The organism is Roseomonas populi, assembly GCF_024594815.1.
Classification (GTDB): Bacteria; Pseudomonadota; Alphaproteobacteria; order Acetobacterales; family Acetobacteraceae; genus Roseomonas; species Roseomonas populi.
Genome location: NZ_JANJOU010000012.1, coordinates 93,974 through 110,885, shown reverse-complemented (window position 1 = coordinate 110,885; position 16,912 = coordinate 93,974). Strand labels below are relative to the sequence as shown.

Annotated in this window: 14 protein-coding genes; 2 read left to right on the top strand and 12 right to left on the bottom strand. The window is 71.7% G+C overall.

The window, feature by feature from the left end:
• Positions 1–158: 158 nt before the first annotated feature.
• The 3 genes from NRP21_RS15515 to ahcY form a co-directional block, all read right to left on the bottom strand.
• Entirely contained in the window at positions 159–632 is a 474-nt protein-coding gene (locus NRP21_RS15515; protein WP_257717130.1) for a cupin domain-containing protein, read from the bottom strand.
• Positions 625–3,240, bottom strand: coding sequence for an FtsK/SpoIIIE family DNA translocase (locus NRP21_RS15510; RefSeq protein WP_257717129.1), 2,616 nt, complete (start codon positions 3,238–3,240; stop codon positions 625–627). Before NRP21_RS15510 ends, NRP21_RS15515 begins: the two co-directional genes overlap by 8 nt.
• Positions 3,241–3,375: 135 nt before the next feature.
• Complete coding sequence (gene ahcY, locus NRP21_RS15505) at positions 3,376–4,791, bottom strand: adenosylhomocysteinase (RefSeq protein ID WP_257717128.1); 1,416 nt, start codon at positions 4,789–4,791, stop codon at positions 3,376–3,378.
• A 241-nt stretch (positions 4,792–5,032) separates the two neighbouring features.
• Between ahcY and NRP21_RS15500 the strand changes: the two genes are divergently transcribed.
• Positions 5,033–6,265, top strand: coding sequence for an oxalate decarboxylase family bicupin (locus tag NRP21_RS15500; RefSeq protein ID WP_257717127.1), 1,233 nt, complete (start codon positions 5,033–5,035; stop codon positions 6,263–6,265).
• 295 nt (positions 6,266–6,560) lie between these two features.
• Here NRP21_RS15500 and NRP21_RS15495 read toward each other — a convergent pair whose 3' ends face one another.
• The 6 genes from NRP21_RS15495 to NRP21_RS15470 all read right to left on the bottom strand — a co-directional run bounded on the left by NRP21_RS15495 (position 6,561) and on the right by NRP21_RS15470 (position 11,996).
• Positions 6,561–7,646 carry an aromatic ring-hydroxylating oxygenase subunit alpha gene (locus tag NRP21_RS15495; RefSeq protein WP_257717126.1) on the bottom strand — a complete coding sequence of 362 codons (1,086 nt, stop codon included), beginning with the start codon at positions 7,644–7,646 and terminating at the stop codon, positions 6,561–6,563.
• Between the two features lie 109 nt (positions 7,647–7,755).
• Positions 7,756–9,615: a phosphoenolpyruvate--protein phosphotransferase gene (gene ptsP / locus NRP21_RS15490; protein WP_408639634.1), complete on the bottom strand. Its 1,860-nt coding sequence runs from the start codon at positions 9,613–9,615 to the stop codon at positions 7,756–7,758.
• Positions 9,616–9,739: 124 nt separating this feature from the next.
• Complete coding sequence (locus NRP21_RS15485) at positions 9,740–10,009, bottom strand: HPr family phosphocarrier protein (protein WP_257717124.1); 270 nt, start codon at positions 10,007–10,009, stop codon at positions 9,740–9,742.
• Between the two features lie 79 nt (positions 10,010–10,088).
• Positions 10,089–10,520: a PTS sugar transporter subunit IIA gene (locus NRP21_RS15480; protein ID WP_257717123.1), complete on the bottom strand. Its 432-nt coding sequence runs from the start codon at positions 10,518–10,520 to the stop codon at positions 10,089–10,091.
• A 100-nt stretch (positions 10,521–10,620) separates the two neighbouring features.
• Positions 10,621–11,547: an RNase adapter RapZ gene (gene rapZ / locus NRP21_RS15475; protein WP_257717122.1), complete on the bottom strand. Its 927-nt coding sequence runs from the start codon at positions 11,545–11,547 to the stop codon at positions 10,621–10,623.
• Positions 11,548–11,564: 17 nt separating this feature from the next.
• Positions 11,565–11,996 carry an HPr kinase/phosphorylase gene (locus tag NRP21_RS15470; RefSeq protein ID WP_257717121.1) on the bottom strand — a complete coding sequence of 144 codons (432 nt, stop codon included), beginning with the start codon at positions 11,994–11,996 and terminating at the stop codon, positions 11,565–11,567.
• A gap of 198 nt (positions 11,997–12,194) precedes the next feature.
• Here NRP21_RS15470 and NRP21_RS15465 point away from each other — a divergent pair, with 198 nt between their 5' ends.
• Positions 12,195–13,124: a serine/threonine dehydratase gene (locus NRP21_RS15465; protein ID WP_257717120.1), complete on the top strand. Its 930-nt coding sequence runs from the start codon at positions 12,195–12,197 to the stop codon at positions 13,122–13,124.
• A 49-nt stretch (positions 13,125–13,173) separates the two neighbouring features.
• On the opposite strand, the gene NRP21_RS15460 is transcribed toward NRP21_RS15465, so the two are convergent.
• The 3 genes from NRP21_RS15460 to NRP21_RS15450 all read right to left on the bottom strand — a co-directional run bounded on the left by NRP21_RS15460 (position 13,174) and on the right by NRP21_RS15450 (position 16,751).
• A complete protein-coding gene (locus tag NRP21_RS15460; protein ID WP_257717119.1) occupies positions 13,174–14,637 on the bottom strand; it encodes an MDR family MFS transporter in 1,464 nt (487 codons plus the stop codon).
• A gap of 66 nt (positions 14,638–14,703) precedes the next feature.
• Complete coding sequence (locus NRP21_RS15455; RefSeq protein ID WP_257717118.1) at positions 14,704–15,477, bottom strand: TylF/MycF/NovP-related O-methyltransferase; 774 nt, start codon at positions 15,475–15,477, stop codon at positions 14,704–14,706.
• On the bottom strand, positions 15,474–16,751 hold the full coding sequence (locus NRP21_RS15450) for an ATP-grasp domain-containing protein (RefSeq protein WP_257717117.1): 1,278 nt from the start codon (positions 16,749–16,751) through the stop codon (positions 15,474–15,476). Before NRP21_RS15450 ends, NRP21_RS15455 begins: the two co-directional genes overlap by 4 nt.
• Between the last annotated feature and the right edge of the window lie 161 nt (positions 16,752–16,912).

Genomic DNA, 16,912 nt, shown 5'->3' with positions numbered 1-16,912 from the left:
TGAAGGTCAACGCGCCGGAGGAAGTGGCCTGGCGCATGGGCTTCATCGACGACGCCACCCTCCGCGCCCTGGCCGCGAAGCAGAGCAAGAGCGGCTACGGCACCTACCTGGAAGGGCTGCTGAACCAGCGGCGCTGATAGGGTAACGGGGGCCGGGCGCTACCAGCCCGGCATCGCCCTGCCATCCACGGGATTGCCGGCCGGCAATGGCACGGCGGCGATCCGCCGCGCCACTTCCGCCGCCTCGGCGGGGTCGCCGCGCCGGATGTCGTAATCCGCCCCGCCGGGATAGGCGCCCACCACCTCGAAATCGTCGCTCGCCCATTCCCGGCAATGCCCAACCCCGGCCGGGATCACCAGGGCATCGCCCGCGCGCAGCTCCACCACCTCGCCCGAAGGCCCGCCGAAGCGCACCCGCGCGGTGCCGCGGGAGACGCCCAGCACCTCATGCGCGTTGCTGTGGAAGTGATGGTAGCCGAACACGCCGTCCGTCCAGGCGTTGGACCAGCCATGCCCCGCGAAATGCCGGGCGATGGCCCCGGCATCCGCGCCCAGCGCCCCGCGCCAGACCACAAGCGGCAACCGGGAGTTCGGGATGCCGCCGTCCGGCGCGAAGCGGTGCGCCTCAGTCATCCGCCCCCACCCGCTGCAGCACCTCGCGCTTGCCCACATGGTTCGCGGGCCCCACCACGCCCTCGCGCTCCATCTGCTCGATGAGCTTCGCCGCGCGGTTGTAGCCGATGTTGAGGTGACGCTGGACGAAGCTGGTGCTCGCCTTGCCCTCGCGGGACACGAGCGCGACGGCCTGCTCGTAAAGCCCCTTCTCGCCGCCGTTGGCGGTGGCGTCGAAGACGGGGCCGGAATCCTCCTCGTCCTCGGTCTCCGTGACCTCCTCGATATAGGCGGGCTCGCCCTGCTCGCGCAGGTACTCCACCACGCGCTCCACCTCCTCGTCGGAGACGAAGGGGCCGTGCACGCGGTTCACGCGCCCGCCGCCGGCCATGTGCAGCATGTCGCCCTGGCCCAGCAGCTGCTCCGCCCCCTGCTCGCCGAGGATGGTGCGGCTGTCGATCTTCGACGTCACGGCGAAGGAGATGCGCGTCGGGAAGTTCGCCTTGATGGTGCCGGTGATCACGTCCACCGAAGGCCGCTGCGTGGCCATGATCACGTGGATGCCGGCCGCGCGCGCCATCTGCGCCAGGCGCTGCACCGCCGCCTCGATCTCCTTGCCCGCCACGATCATCAGGTCCGCCATCTCGTCGATCACCACGACGATCATGGGAAGCGAGACGAGGTTCAGCGGCTGCTCCTCGAACACGGGCTTGCCCGTCTCGGGGTCGAAGCCCGTCTGCACGCGGCGGGTGATCTGCTCGCCCCGGGCATTTGCCGCCACCACCTTCTCGTTGTAGCCGCCGATGTTGCGGACGCCGAGCTGGGACATCGCCTTGTAGCGGCGCTCCATCTCCCGCACCGTCCACTTCAGCGCGCCGATCGCCTTCGGCGGCTCCGTCACCACGGGCGCCAGCAGATGCGGGATCCGGTCATAGACCGAGAGCTCCAGCATCTTCGGGTCGATCATGATGAAGCGGCACTCGTCCGGCCCGAAGCGGTAGAGCAGCGAGAGGATCATCGTGTTGATCCCCACCGACTTACCGGAACCGGTGGTGCCCGCGATCAGCAGGTGCGGCATCCGCGCCAGGTCCGCCACCACGGGCGCCCCGCCGATGTCCTTACCCAGCGCCAGCGGCAGCTTGCCCGGGTTCCGCGCCCAGTCCTCCGCCTCCATCATCTCGGAGAAGAACACCATCTCCCGCTTGGTGTTCGGCAGCTCGATGCCGATCACGTTGCGCCCGGGCACGGTGGCGATGCGCACGGCCAGCACGGACATGCTGCGCGCGATGTCGTCCGCCAGCCCGATCACGCGGGCTGACTTGGTCCCCGGCGCCGGCTCCAGCTCGTACAGCGTCACCACCGGGCCGGGGCGGATATCCGCGATCCGCCCGCGCACGCCGTAATCCTCCAGCACGGATTCCAGCATCCGCGCATTCTCCTCCAGCGCCTCGCGGGAGGGGCCGCTGTCCCGCCGGGGTGGCGCCGGGGCGAGCAGCGAGAGAGGCGGCAGGCGGAACTTGCCGTCATCGCCCTTCTTCACCGTCTCCCCGATCGGCAGGCGCCGCGGCGGCAGCACCCGGTCGGCGATGCGCGGGCTCTCGCTCCCCGTCTTGTCGCCCCCGATCTTGTCGCCCTTCATCTCCTCCGCCGCGCGCCCGGCCACGACCTCCGGCTCAAGCTTCGGCGCCTTGCGCGGCGCGGGGCGCGAAGCCGGCGCCTCCTCGGCCGCGGCATCGGCCGCCCGCAGCAGCTGAGAGAGCTGGGGCGAGGGCTCCTGCCGCCGCCGGATCATCCCGGCCAGGGATTCGCCCAGGCGCGTCGGCGCCCCGAAGACCCGCGCCAGCAGCCCCTGCGGCTCCGCCGGCTCCTCATGCCCGTGATGCAGCCGCGCCCGCGCCATGCGGGCCTCCGCCGCGCGCGCCCGCGCCTCGGACCGGCGGCGCAGGATGTTCCCGGCCAGCCCATGGCTCCGCCGCGCCGCCACCCCGCCCGCGCGCCGCCAGGAGGAGAGCGGGATGGCCAGCGCCAGCACCGTCGCCGCCACCGCCATGGCCGCCAGCGCCGAATTCCCCAGCGCCGATCCCAGCGGCCCGAAAACGGCGCCGATCGTCTCGTCCACCGCGTCCCGCATCAGCGGCCCGACAGCACCGCCCGCCGTGCCGCCCGGGAAGGGCGCCGGCAGCGGCGTGGTGGAGAAAACGGCCGCCAGCAGCGGCAGCCCCGCCAGCAGCGCAGCCACCCGCAGCGGGAAGGGCGAGAGCCCGCGATGGGTGGAGAGCCGCAGCGCCCAGGTCAGCAGGCAGGCCGCCGGCAGCAGCCCCGCCCAGCCGAAGCCCTGCAACAGCACGTCGGACACCATGGCGCCGAAGGGCCCTGCCAGGTTCGCCGGCGCCCGGCTGGTCGCGGTGGAGAGGGAGGGGTCGCCCGGGTCGTGGCTGGCCAGCGCCACCAGCACCGCCAGCCCCAGCAGCCCCGCGATCATGCCGAGAAGCTGCCCGCCCCGCCGCATCAGCGCCGCCTTCACGGCGGGGGAGGCGAAGCGGCGGATCCCGGCCGGGGTGCCGAAGGGATTCATGCCCACCTCGGCCTCGACCGGAGTACTGGAGGCGGATCGGCTTGCGCGCGGCATGGTCTTCCCGGTCAAGTTAAGGGGCCGGGGTAAGGCTACACGACAAACCCTTGGTTTGTGCGCCACAGTCGGAAAACAAAAAGAGCCCGGGGGGAGTTCCCTCCCCCCGGGCTCGAACCAGGGCTCGCGCCCGGCTCAGTAGCGGTACAACTCGGCCTTGAAAGGCCCCTGCTGCGCCACGCCGATATACTCGGCCTGCTGCTGGGTCAGCTTCGTCAGCTTCGCGCCCACCTTCTCCAGGTGCAGGAAGGCCACCTTCTCATCCAGGTGCTTCGGCAGGGTATAGACCTGCTTCCCGTAGGCCGCGCCGTTCGTCCACAGCTCGATCTGCGCCAGCGTCTGGTTGGTGAAGGAGGCGGACATCACGAAGGAGGGGTGACCCGTGGCGTTGCCCAGGTTCACCAGCCGCCCCTCGGAGAGCAGCGTGATCTTCTTCCCGTCGGGGAACTCGATCTCGTCCACCTGCGGCTTGATGTTCGTCCACTTGTAGTTGCGCAGCGCCGCCACCTGGATCTCGCTGTCGAAGTGGCCGATGTTGCAGACGATCGCGCGATGCTTCATCGCGCGCATGTGGTCGGCGGTGATCACGTCCACATTGCCGGTGGCCGTCACGAAGATGTCGGCGCGCGGGGCGGCCTCCTCCATCGTCACGACGTCATAGCCCTCCATCGCCGCCTGCAGCGCGCAGATCGGATCGACCTCCGTCACCATCACGCGGCAGCCCGCGTTGCGGAGGGAGGCGGCCGAGCCCTTGCCCACGTCGCCGTAGCCGGCGATGCAGGCGATCTTGCCGGCCATCATCACGTCCGTGCCGCGGCGGATGCCGTCCACCAGGGACTCGCGGCAGCCGTAGAGGTTGTCGAACTTCGACTTGGTTACGCTGTCGTTCACGTTGATCGCGGGGAAGAGCAGCTTGCCCTCCTTCGCCATCACGTAGAGGCGGTGCACGCCCGTCGTCGTCTCCTCCGACACGCCCTTGATGGAGGCCGCCAGCTTGGCGAACCAGCCCGGCTTCTCGGTCAGCGTGCGCTTGATGAGGGCGAAGAACACCGTCTCCTCCTCGTTCGTCGCCTTGTCGAGGAAGGCGATGTCGCCCTGCTCCGCCCGCAGCCCGTAATGGACCAGCAGCGTCATGTCGCCGCCATCGTCCAGCAGCAGGTTCGGCTCCCCGCCGTCCGCCCACTCGAGGGTGCGGCGCACGTAGTTCCAGTAATCCTCCAGGCTCTCGCCTTTGATGGCGAAAACCGGGGTGCCGGAAGCGGCGATCGCCGCCGCCGCATGATCCTGCGTGGAGAAGATGTTGCAGGAGGACCAGCGCACGTCCGCGCCCAGCGCCTTCAGCGTCTCGATCAGCACGGCCGTCTGGATCGTCATGTGCAGGCAGCCGGCAATGCGGGCGCCCTTCAGCGGCTGGCTGTTCCCGTACTCGCGGCGGGTCGCCATCAGGCCGGGCATCTCATCCTCGGCCATCTCGATCTCCTTGCGGCCCCACTGGGCGAGGGAGAGGTCGGCGACGACGTAGTCAGTCTTCGGGGGCAGGGTATCGGGCATGTCTGGCGGGCCTTCCGGAATCGGGAAGGCGCGTATCACGGGAGGGCACCCCAGGCCAAGTGGATAAGCCATATCAGGATATGTTTATGTCATTCTGAATGCACTGCACCAATCCGTGTTTTTCATGGCCTGAACCTCATCCGTTCGCCCATGGAAGCGTCATCCGCCGCTCCCCCCATCAGGACGGCACGGCCGCGGGCCGCGCACCGAGAACCTGAACAGCGAGCGAAAGCGACCCCCAATGACCGATCCGGTATCCCGCCGCGCCATGATCGCCAGCGCCGCCGCGGCGGGAGCCCTCGCCCCGGCCCTGGCACGTGCCCAGAGCCCGGACGGCGCCCCGCAGCCCAGCCGCGGCCCCGGGCGCGGCGGCACCGATCCCGGCCCGCGCAACCTCGCGCGAGACCGGGCCAACCCGGACATGCTCAACCCGCCTGCCACCGATCACGGCACCCTGCCCAACCTCCGCTTCTCCTACGCCGATGCCCATGTGCGGCAGGAGAGCGGCGGCTGGACCCGCCAGGTCACGGTGCGCGAGCTCGGCGTTTCCAACGACATCGCCGGCGTGAACATGCGCCTCAACGCCAGCGGCGTGCGGGAGCTCCACTGGCACAAGGAAGCGGAGTGGGCCTACATGCTCTACGGCCGCGCCCGCATCACCGCCATCGACGCGCAGGGTCGCCAGTTCGTGGACGATGTCGGCGTCGGCGACCTCTGGTACTTCCCCGGCGGCACCCCGCACTCCATCCAGGGCCTCGGCGAGGACGGCTGCGAGTTCCTCCTCGTCTTCGATGACGGCCATTTCGACGAGGACAGCACCTTCCTCATCAGCGACTGGTTCCGCCGCGTGCCGCCCGAGGTGCTGGGCAAGAACTTCGGCGTCCCCGCCAACCTCTTCGGCCACACGCCGAGCCCCGACGAACTCTACATCTTCAAGGCCCCGCTCCCCGGCCCGCTGGACGCGGACCGCATGCCCGTCCCGCAGGTTCCCTCGGACGCGAACTTCAGCCACCGCATGCTCGCGCAGGACCCGATCCGCACGCGCAGCGGCACCGTCCGCATCACCGACTCCTCGGTCTTCAAAGCCTCCAAGACCATCGCCGCCGCGCTGGTGGAGCTGGAGCCCGGCGGCCTGCGCGAGCTGCACTGGCACCCCAACACGAACGAGTGGCAGTACTACATCGAAGGCCAGGGCCGCATGGGCGTCTTCGCCGCCTCCGGCCAGGCCCGCACCTTCGACTTCGCGGCGGGCGACGTCGGCTACGTCCCCTTCGCCACCGGCCACTATATCGAGAACACCGGCACCACCCCGCTGCGCTTCCTCGAGATGTTCCGCAGCGACTATTACGCCGACTTCTCGCTGAACCAGTGGATGGCGCTGACGCCACCGCAGTTGCTCCAGTCGCACCTGAAGCTGGACGACCAGGTCATGAAGGCGCTGAAGCGCGACAAGTCGCCGGTGGTGCCGGCCTGATCCTGCGATGGTGGTCCGTGGCCAGGGAGAGGAAGAAGGAATTCTTCCTCTCCCCGGACCCCTCACCATCATCTTCTTTTGGAAGTTGGAATCACTTCGCTGACGGTGCGCCTCGGCTCATGGAGCCGAGGCGACTGCAAGGGCAGGAAAGAGCCCTTCACGCCGAGACCCCGCGTCAGGACGGCGCAGCGGTAGCCAGATGGGGATACAAGGGCCTCAGGCCCTTGGCTCGGGACAAACGCTGCGCGTTTGCCCGAGGGTCCAGGGGGCAGCGCCCCCTGGGGCCACCCGGAACCTACCCGATCGTCTCTCCGCCGCGCTCCCGAAGCAGCGTCCGCAGGTTGCGGATCACCGGGAAGACCTCCTGGTTCCAGTCCTCCCCCTGCGCGTCGTGGGCGGCCTGCTCCATCTCCACGATCTCGCGGTCCTCCTTGAAGATCCGCTCGGTGAAGAGGATCAGGATCGGCCAGCCCGCCTCCAGCAGCCCGGGGATCTTCGGCTTCTTGATGGAGAGCAGGCCGAAGGTGCGGTTCCGCTTCTGCTCCGCGTCGGTCGGCACGTAGGAGATCCACAGATCCATCACCGGCGCGTCGTCCCCGGTCTGGATGCGCAAGGTCTGGTACGGATACTCCGTCCGGATCGTCATCAGGTCCTTCTGCGCGGTGGAGGCCTCGGTCCCGACCGCCCGGCGCTCCCCGAAGATCGCCGCCTCCGCCCAGGGCTGCTTCCCGCCGACGCGGGAAAAGGTGTAGCGCGCCTCGACGAAGTCCTCGCCCTTGGCCCCGCCCATGTAGCGCGGGACCATGTTCCCCATCTGCTTCCGGTGCAGGAACTGATGGTTCATGTCCATCAGGTTCTCATGCATGAAGCTGTAGTGGCAGCCCACCTCGCGCCCGAAGCGCCGCGTCTTGTAGGCGGGGTTCGCGACCGAACCGAGCCCGGGCAGCGGCACGGAATCCGCCAGCGCCGGATCGCCGGGGAAGACCAGGATCAGCCCCTCCACCTCGCGGCAGGGATAGGCGCGCACGCCGTTGGGCAGCTTCCCCTTGCCGAGATAGGGAACGTCCGTGCACTGCCCGGACTGGTCATAGGCCCAGCCGTGGTAGCCGCAGCGGATCGCGCAGCCCTCCACCACCCCCTTGCTCAGCAGCACCTGCCGGTGGGCGCAGCGGTCCTCCAGCGCAAAGACCGGCCCCTGCTTCGGCCGCACCAGCACGATCGGATCGCCTGCGAAGCCCACGGCCAGCGCCTTGCCCGGCTTCAGCTCCGTGGACCAGGCCAGGGGATACCAGTAGTCCCTGTGCACGCCGACGCGTCGCAGGTCCCGTTCCCGGTCGCGCCCGTTGCGGGCCTCCGGGACGACAGACAAGCCCTGATCCATTGAACCTCGCTTCCTAGGACCCGGCCGGGGCGCCCCGGCCCCGCGATCCAGGCCCCGAAAGTGGCACGGATCGCGCGCGGCGTCAGGGCACTAGGCCATCGTTGCCCCGTCAGCCCTTCTCCCCGGGCAGGAACTCCATCACCAGCTCCTGGATCCGCTTCGGGTCGCTCTGCTCCATCACCCGCCGCGCGAAGCGGGCGCAGTCGTCCACGTTCAGGCTCCGCACCATCTGCTTCACCCGCGGGATGGCACTGGCGTTCATGGAAAGGCTGCGCAGCCCCAGCCCCATCAGCAGCGGCACCAGCCGGGGATTCCCCGCCATCTCCCCGCACACAGAAACCGGCATCCGCAGCCGCAGCGCCGCCTCCGTCGCGAACTGGATCAGCCGCAGCACAGCCGGGTGCAAGGGGTCGTACAGGTGGGCGACCTCCGCCTCCGCCCGGTCCACCGCCAGCGTGTACATGGCCAGGTCGTTGGTGCCGATCGCGAAGAAATCCGCCTCCAGCGCGATGGCGTCCGCCGCCAGCGCCGCGCCCGGCGTCTCGATCATCGCGCCCAGCGGCGGCAGCTTCTCCGGCAGGGCCACGCCGCGGCGCCGCACGCGCTTCACCACGCGGTCGTAGATCTCCCGCGCCTCCCGCACCTCCTCGGGGATCGTCACCATCGGAAGCAGCACACGCACCGGCCCCATGGCCGCCACGCGCAGGATGGCCGCGAACTGCACCTCCAGCAGCTCCGGCCGCCGCAGCAGCATGCGGATGCCGCGCAGGCCCAACGCCGGGTTCGGCCCGGCATGGAAGGGCTCCACCCCCTCGGCCAGCGCCTCCATGTCCTTCTCGCCGCCCCAGTCCAGCACGCGGATGGTCACGCCCGCCCCGTCCGTGCCCTCCACGATCTGGCGATAGGCCTCGAAATGCGCCTCCTCGTCCGGCAGGCCCTGGCGGTTCATGAACAGGAACTCGGTCCGCAGCAGCCCGATCCCGGCTGCACCGGCCTGGGCGATCAGCGGCAGCTCCGCCGGGATCTCCAGGTTCGCCTGGAGTTCCATCTCCTCGCCGTCGGTGGTCACGGAGGGCAGGCGCCGCAGCTTCCCCAGCCGCGTGCGCTCCCGCGCATAGGCCGCGATCCCCTGGCGCCCCTCGGCCACCGCCTCCCGGCCCGGCCGCAGCACGATCGTGCCCGCGCGCCCGTCCAGCACCGCCTGGTCGCCGCGCGCCAGCGCATTGGTCAGCCCGGGTAGCCCCAGCACGCTCGGAATGCCGAGCGCCCGCAGCATGATGGCCGTGTGCCCGTCCGCCCCGCCCTCCTCAGTCGCCACCCCGGCGATGCGGGAGGGATCGAGCAGCGCCGCATCCGCCGGCGTCAGCTCCTCCGCCACGAGGATGGAGCCCTCCGGCACCTCCTTGAAGGAGCGGAACCCGGATTGCGTGAGGTTGCGCGTCAGGCGGCGCGCGATCTCGTGCACCTCGCCCGCGCGGCGCCGCAGCCCGGCCTTGTCGTCGTCCTTGGCGGCCAGGATGGCGCCCGCGATCGCGTCCGCCTCGTCGCTCACCGCCGTCTCGGCCGAGAGCAGCTCCGCCTCGATCCGCTTGCGCGCCCCGCGGATCAGCCGGCTCTCGCCCAGCATCATCGCATAGGCGTCCAGCAGCGGCTCCAGCTCCTCCTGCGCCTCCTCGGGCAGGATCGCCAGCCGTGACTTCAGCTTGCCCACCTGCTTGCGGGAGGTGGAGACGGCCTCTGTCAGCCGGTTCCTCTCCCCCTCCACCTGCGCCTCCTTGATGGCGCGGCGGGGCGCGGCCGCCGGGGCCGCATCCACGTCGAAGACCGGCCCGATGGCGACACCGGGGGAGATGGCGATGCCCTTGATCGTCAGCTCGCGCGCCCGCCGCCCGCTCTTGCGCGCCTCGGCCGCCTTCAGCTCGGCGGCCTTCTCGGGGGCCTTCCCCTCGGCGGACTTGCCGTCGCGCATCTCCCCGGACTTTCCGTCCGTGGGGCGCGGTGCGGCAGGTCCGTCCGTCTTCATCAATCCTCCATCCCGGCCTCCTGCCGGGGCTGGCCGCGCCAGCGGCCCTCAACAGCGGGCGCGAAGCCCGTCAGTCCTCGTGGAAGCCAGCCTCGATCAGCGCGGCCACCTCGTCCAGCGCCTCCCGCGCATCCCAGCCCTCGGCCTCCAGCACGATCGTGGCACCCTTGCCCGCGCCGAGCATCATCAGCCCCATGATGGAGCAGGCCGGCACCGTCTGCCCCCCATGCGAGACGGACAGGCAGGAGCAGTGCTTCTCCGCCAGCGTCACCAGCTTCGCGGCGGCGCGCGCGTGCAGGCCGCGCTGGTTGCGGATCACGAGGCTGCGTCGCAGCGGCATGGGCGCGCCCTCCGGCTTCGGTGCCCCCGAAAGCTTCGGCGCAGACGTGGTGTTCCCGCTCATCGCTTTCCTCTCCCCCTCAGCCCCGCCGCGCGCCGCAGAGCTCACCGGCGGTGGCCATGTACTTGCGCCCGGCATTCACGGCATGGTCCACCGCCTCGGCCAGCGGCTCCGTCCCGCGCACGCGGGCCAGCTTCACCAGCAACGGCAAATTCACGCCCGCGATCACCTCAACCTGGTGCCCGCCACAATCGGATCCGTTGCACAGGCTCTTCATGGAGGCGGCGAGGTTGGAGGGCGTGCCGCCGAACATGTCGGTCAGCACCACCACCCCGTCGCCCTGGTCAACCTGGTCCACCGCCGCGCGGATGTCGCCGCGGCGGCCCTCCATGTCGTCCTCGGGACCGATGCAGATGGTCGAGACGTGCTTCTGGGGCCCCATGACATGCTCCATGGCGAGGCGAAGCTCCTCGGCCAGGCGGCCATGGGTGACAAGGACGAATCCGATCATCGGCGGTCCAGCGCGGCCGCCCGCAGCAGGCGGGGTTGGGCCGAAAGGGGGATGGTCATGGGGGTGGGGGCCGCGGCAGGCGCGGCCGGAATGGTTTCGATCATGCTCTGAGCATCGATATGGTGTGCGGGTGGGCCCCTTGGGAGTCGGCGGCGGGGATCGCCTCCCGAATTCCCAGCTCCCGATGGGTCAGCTCCACCGGCCAGCCGGCCCCGGCCAGGTGCCGCGCCAGCCGCTCCGCCGCGAGGACCGAGCGGTGCTTGCCGCCGGTGCAACCCAGGGCCAGCGTCAGGTACTTCTTGCCCCCCGTTTCATAGGCCGGCAAGAGCGGGTCCAGCAGCGCCGTCATGCGCCCCCAGAATGGGCCCCACTCCGGATCCGCCTCGATATAGGCGGCCACCGGGGCATCCCGCCCGGTCATCGGCCGCAGCGCCGGGTCGTAATGCGGGTTCCGCAGGAAGCGCAGGTCGATCACCAGGTCCGCCTCCCGCGGCAGCCCGCGCGGATAGGCGAAGGACCCAACCGTGACGGACATCCCCGCCACCCCCGCCGCGCCGTAGCGCCGCTCGATCATCCGCCGCAGCTCCGGCAGGGGCAGGCCGGAGGTGTCGATCACCCAATCCGCCGCCTCGCGCAGCGGGGCCAGCATGGCCGCCTCCCGCGCGATGCCGTCCGCCACGCCGCCCCCCGCCGCGCCGGCCGGCGCCAGCGGGTGCCGCCTGCGCGTCTCGGAGAAGCGGCGCAGCAGCACCTCCTCGGCGGCATCCACGAAGACCAGCTCCGGCGAGGCCGCGCCCCGCGCCCGCAGCGCGTCCAGCCCGGCCAGCAGCGCGGTGGCGTCGAAGCCCCGCGTCCGCGTATCCACCCCGATCGCCAGCGGCCCCGTCCCGGTGCCGGAGAGCAGCTCGCCCAGCATGGCCAGCGGCGGGTTGTCCACCGTCTCCATCCCGAGATCCTCCAGCACCCGCAGGGCAGAGGACTTCCCCGCCCCGGAAAGGCCGGTGAGGACCACCACCGGGCGCGGCACCGAGTGTGCGGGCGCGATCAGGGTGCACGCTCCGGATAGGGCACCCGTTCCAGGGCGCCGGCGCGGCAGCCGATCCGCCCGGCGATCGCGTCCAGGGCCAGTTCGAGCTTGCGGGGCGCGGAGGCGTCCGGCGCGTGGATCGCGATCCGCGGCAGGGCATGGCCCAGCGCCTCGAAGCGGGCCGGCTCCGGCAGGCGGGGCACCTCCCCCCGCGCGACGCAGTCCACGGCGAGCGCCAGCGGCGCCTCCGCCTCCGAGTCCAGCCCTTCCATCAGCCCCAGGCCGCGCACCTCGATCATGCCCCGCAGCACCTCGGGCGCGGCCGCCCGCAGCGCGCCGCCCCCGTCCCGCAGCACCACCTGGTCATCGGCCACCAGCCGCCATCCCCCGCCCGTCAGGCGGAGGAGAAGGTCGGACTTGCCCGCACCCGGCGGGCCCAGCAGGAGCACCCCCTGGAGGAGGCCCCCCGCATCGCGTGCGGCACAACTGCCGTGTTGCAGCATGGCTGGACGGTGACACCCCGGACAGGCGCGGGAACGTGGCAGAAATCCGGCGGCGGCGGAAGCGGGACCCATGGGAGGGCCCAAGGGTGGCCCTAGGGTGGCCCGAGGGTGGACAGGCCGGCATCGCGGGGCCATGCCACCGGCATGACCAGCCGCCCCGCCATCGAAGCCGCCGCCGCCCGCATCGCCGCGCATATCCGCCGCACCCCCGTCCTCACCCTGCCTGGCGCGGCCCTGGGCGCCCCTTCCGACGTGGCGCTGAAGCTCGAGTCGATGCAGGTCAGCGGCTCCTTCAAGGCGCGCGGGGCCTTCAACGCCCTGCTCCAGGCCGGCAACCCCGCCCGGGGCGTCATCGCGGCCTCCGGCGGCAATCACGGCGCGGCGGTGGCCCACGCCGCCGGCGCCCTCGGCATCCCCGCGGAGATCTACGTTCCCGCCATCGCCGCCCCCGCCAAGGTTGCCCGCATCGCGGAGGCCGGGGCGCGGGTGGTCCAGGGCGGGGACACCTACGCGGAAGCCTTCGCCGCCAGCGAGTCCCGCCGCGCCGAGACCGGCGCCCTCTCCGTCCACGCCTATGACCAAGCGGAGGTCCTGGCCGGCCAGGGCACCGCCGCGCGCGAGTTCGAGGCCGATTTCCCCGGCCTGACCCATGTTCTGGTGGCGGTCGGCGGCGGCGGCCTCATCGGCGGCGTCGCCTCCTGGTTCGCCGGAACCGGCGTCGCCGTCGTGGCCGTGGAACCGGAAGGCTGCCCCACCCTCCACGAAGCCCTTGCCGCCGGGCACCCCGTGGACGCACCCGTCGGCGGCCTGGCCGCGGACAGCCTCGGCGCCCGCCGCGTCGGGGGCCTCATGTTCCCCATCGCCCAGGGCGCGATCCGCGAATCCGTCCTGGTGACGGACGAGGCCATCCGCACCGCCCAGCGCCGCCTCTGGTCCGCCGCCCGCGTGGTGGCGGAACCCGGCGGCGCCACGGCCCTGGCCGCCCTCCTCTCCGGCGCCTGGACCCCACCCCCGGGGGCGCGGGTCGGCGTGCTGGTCTGCGGCGGGAACTGCGACCCCGGCTCGGTGGCCTGATCCGGCGGCCTGTCCCTGGCCGGGCGAGCCCGGGCGAAGGAGGACCGCCCTAGTCCGCCGGCGCGGCCGCCTCCACCACCCGGGGCCGCATCACCACGGGCGGCACCAGGAACCCTACCACCAGACAGCCCAGCGAGAGTGCCAGCACCGCCCAGAAGGTCAGGTGCAGCGCCCCGTCCAGCGCGGCCCGCACCGCCGCATCCCCCACCGCGCCGCCCCCGCCCTCCAGCAGGCGCCGGAGGGCCTCGGAGTCCATCCCCCCGGCCAGGCTGCGCGAGAGGCTGAGGTTCAGCACCCCGCCCAGCACCGCCGCCCCCAGCGCGCTGCCCAGGTTGCGCGAGAAGATGGCGGAGGCCGTGGCCGCCCCCCGCTGGGACCAGCCCACCACCTCCTGCACCATCACCACCGCCGCGGTGTTCAGGAAGCCCATCCCCAGCCCGATCACGAAGGACCCCGCCCCCGCCAGTACCGGGGAGGAGCCGGGGCCGAGCAGCACGAAGGCCACCGCCCCCACCGGCATCAGCGCGGCCCCCAGCAGCAGGCACCCGCGCAGCCCCAGCCGGCCGAAGGAGCGCGCGCCGACCGCGGCGCCCACCGGCCAGCCCAGCACCGTCATCGTCAGCGCGAAGCCGGCGGTGAGGGCGGAGCGTCCGAGCACGCCCTGCACGTACATCGGCAGGAAGGTGGTCAGCCCGATCAGCGCCGCCCCGCCGAGGAAGACGACGATGTTGTTCATCGCGATCGCCCGCCGCGCCCAGAGCGCGATGTCCAGCACCGGGTCCGCCGCCCGCGTTTCCCACCACAGGAAGGTCGCCAGCGCCGGCAGGAACACGGCCGCGGCCGCGATCGAGAGCGGCGTGCCGGGATCCGTCACCGCCGCCATCAGCGCGGCGACCGCAAGGGTCAGCAGCGCCGCCCCCGCCACGTCCACCGGGCGCCGCTCCCGCCTCACCGTCTCCTGCAGGAAGCGCGCGAAGCCCGCGGCGGCGAGGATGCCGATCGGCAGGTTGATCCAGAAGATCCAGGGCCAGCTCGCCCTCTCCACGATGATGCCGCCCGCGAGCGGCCCGAGCACGGAGGAAAGCCCCCAGACGCTCGCCAGGAATCCCTGGATCTTCCCCCGCTCCTGCGCGGAGTAGAGGTCGCCCACCACCGTCTGCGCCATCGGCAGCACCGCCCCCGCCCCCACCCCCTGCACCAGCCGGAAGACGATGAGCGAGGGGATGGACCAGGCGAAGCCGCAGAGCAGCGATCCCACAAGGAAGATCCCGATCCCCACCAGCATCACCGGCCGGCGGCCATAGAGGTCCGCCAGCTTGCCGAAGACCACCGTCGTCGCCGTCTGGGTCAGCAGGAAGGCCGCGAAGACCCAGGAGTAGAGGTGCACGTCCCCCAGCCGCCCCGCGATCTGCGGCATGGCCGTGGAGACGATGGTGGACTCGATCGAGACCATGAACAGCGCGACCATGACGGAGGCCAGGATCAGCGGTCGGCGCGGCGGCGGGGCGGTCATGCGGCCGGGTTACGCCGTTTCGCAGCCGCGAGAAACCCGGAAGCCCTCACCTTCGGGAGAGGCGCGTTACCCCACCTCCATCACCGCGCAGTAGCTCTGCAGCGGGTGCCGGGTCAGCCGGCAATTCCCCAGGCCCAGCACCTCCGCCACCGCCGCCGTCTCCCCGGGAAAGAACGGGCAGTTCAGCTCGTCGAAGACAAGAAGCGATCCCTTCACCAGCCGGGGCCGGATCGCCTGCAGCACGTCCCGCGTCGGCCGGTAGAGGTCCATGTCGAACAGGGCCAGGGCGACCACCGCGTGCGGGTTCCTCTCCAGCCACGGCCCGATCGTCAGGGAGGCGTCGCCCTTCACCAGCGCGTGCCGCCGGTGCTCCGGGAAGGCGTTGATGGACTGGTGGTAACCCAGGATGTCGTCCAGCCCTTCCTCATGCCCGGGCCGGGCGCGAAAATCGCCCTCCCGGACCCCCGCCCCGTCCTCGGGATCAACCGCCGCGAACCCCTTGAAGGTGTCGAAGCCGTAGATCATGCGGGATGCGTTGTAGGGCTCGTGCAGCGCCCGCAGGTTCAGCAGCGTCGCCAGCGTCGCGCCCCACTGCACCCCGAACTCGAGCACCACGCCCGGCACGGGCAGGATGCGCCGGTACAGATCGTCCAGGTACAGCACCCGCGCCAGCGCGTTCCGCTTCGTCACGGCCAGGGCGTGCACCGCCCAGTTCTCCCCGGACTCCTCGATCAGCCGCAGTGCCGTCCTCTTGAAGCGCGCGTCGCGCTCCACCTGCGCACCGGTCCGCAGCCCGATGAACTCGCCCGCCTCGTTCTTCCGCACCGCCCCCTCCGTCATCGCAGCAGGAACTCCACCGCATCCACGTCCAGCACCGGGATGCCCCGCGCCGCGGCCACCGCCGCGCGCTCGGGGAAGTGGTTGTCCACGAAGATCGCCCGCTCCCCGATCACCCCCGCCTTCGGCTCGCCCGCCCGCAGGTGGTGGATGGCGTCGAACAGCCCCGGCGCGATCCGCGCCCGCCGCAACGCCTCCTCCGGGTCGCCCGCGTGCCGGGTGACGAGGTGCAGCCGCTTCCCCTCCCCCGCGCACTGGTAAAGGAAGGCCACCACGCCCGGCACCGCCCGCCCGTCGGCCACCAGCGTGTCGTCCAGGTCCACGAAGACCTCGTCGAAGGCCCAGTCCAGCCGCGCCCGCGTGGCGATCCGCCGCTCCACCAGCCGCACATGCGGGCTGGGCAGCGGCACCACGTCGCGCCCCATGAAGTCGTGCACCGCCATCAGCGGCAGGTTCACCCCGCGGGCCCGCTGCGCCACCATGGTGCCCGCCACGCGGCAGGCCACCTCCAGCAGCTTCCAGCGCCCATCGCGATCCTGCCGCAGCTGGAAGAACCAGGGCCCGCGCATCACCAGCCGCGCGTTGATCCTCTCCGCGATGCCGGTGATCGCCTCGTCCGGCTCCACCGCCTCGGACCGCATCGCGATCCCGGCCCGCACCCGCTCCCGCGTGCGGGGCCCGGCCCAGACCAGCCGCCGGTGGCGGTCCGTGAAGCAGTCCACTGTCACCTCCGCGCCCGGCAGGTGCTCCATCACCACGGGCTCCTCCAGCGCGGCCATGGCCAGCCGCGCCTCCCAGATATCCCGCGCCACGGCCACGCCCTGCCCGCCCTGCCCGCGATCCGGCTTCACCACCGCCGGCCAGTCCGTGACCGCCTCCGGCGTGTCGAAGACGCGCGGCGCCCAGCCGCAATCCGCGAAAAGGCGATAGGTCCTGCTCTTCCGCCGCGTGACCGATGCCGTCTCCGGGTCGCCGTTCACCAAATGCGTGCCCATGCCCTGCACGCGCGGCGCCAGGTACTCCGCCACCGTGTCGTGGGTGGCGAAAACCATCCCCACGCCTTCCCGGCGCAGCAGCGCGGAAAAGGCCTCGTCGAACCCTGCCTCCCCGATCCGGGGCAGCCCGCCGAAGTAGCGCGGGAATCGGAACCGGCCGTGATCCTCCAGGCTGGAGGCGCCGATCATATCGACATGCAGGGAGTGCCGCAGCGCGTCGTGGATCTCTCCCCCATTCTCCGTCCCGCAGGGAAAGACCAGCGCCTTGATTCGCGCCCCCATCTCAGCCGGCCCCAGTGCCGGCGGGGAGGGGCGGATCCCTCCGTCCCGACCGGAAGCAGGCCGCCGCGAAGGCATGGCCGCTCATTCCCGGGAAGAGGGCGCTCCCCCTCGGCGCCCTGCCCGGCCAGAACTCAGGCCGGACAGGGGCTTCACACAGCGCG

Bases quoted from the DNA above. Each gene is read 5' to 3' on its own strand.
- NRP21_RS15515 (WP_257717130.1), bottom strand. From the start codon at position 632: ATGACTGAGGCGCACCGCTTCGCGCCGGACGGCGGCATCCCGAACTCC.
- NRP21_RS15510 (WP_257717129.1), bottom strand. From the start codon at position 3,240: ATGCCGCGCGCAAGCCGATCCGCCTCCAGTACTCCGGTCGAGGCCGAG.
- ahcY (WP_257717128.1), bottom strand. From the start codon at position 4,791: ATGCCCGATACCCTGCCCCCGAAGACTGACTACGTCGTCGCCGACCTC.
- NRP21_RS15500 (WP_257717127.1), top strand. From the start codon at position 5,033: ATGACCGATCCGGTATCCCGCCGCGCCATGATCGCCAGCGCCGCCGCG.
- NRP21_RS15495 (WP_257717126.1), bottom strand. From the start codon at position 7,646: ATGGATCAGGGCTTGTCTGTCGTCCCGGAGGCCCGCAACGGGCGCGAC.
- ptsP (WP_408639634.1), bottom strand. From the start codon at position 9,615: ATGCGCGACGGCAAGTCCGCCGAGGGGAAGGCCCCCGAGAAGGCCGCC.
- NRP21_RS15485 (WP_257717124.1), bottom strand. From the start codon at position 10,009: ATGCCGCTGCGACGCAGCCTCGTGATCCGCAACCAGCGCGGCCTGCAC.
- NRP21_RS15480 (WP_257717123.1), bottom strand. From the start codon at position 10,520: ATGATCGGATTCGTCCTTGTCACCCATGGCCGCCTGGCCGAGGAGCTT.
- NRP21_RS15465 (WP_257717120.1), top strand. From the start codon at position 12,195: ATGACCAGCCGCCCCGCCATCGAAGCCGCCGCCGCCCGCATCGCCGCG.
- NRP21_RS15460 (WP_257717119.1), bottom strand. From the start codon at position 14,637: ATGACCGCCCCGCCGCCGCGCCGACCGCTGATCCTGGCCTCCGTCATG.
- NRP21_RS15455 (WP_257717118.1), bottom strand. From the start codon at position 15,477: ATGACGGAGGGGGCGGTGCGGAAGAACGAGGCGGGCGAGTTCATCGGG.
- NRP21_RS15450 (WP_257717117.1), bottom strand. From the start codon at position 16,751: ATGGGGGCGCGAATCAAGGCGCTGGTCTTTCCCTGCGGGACGGAGAAT.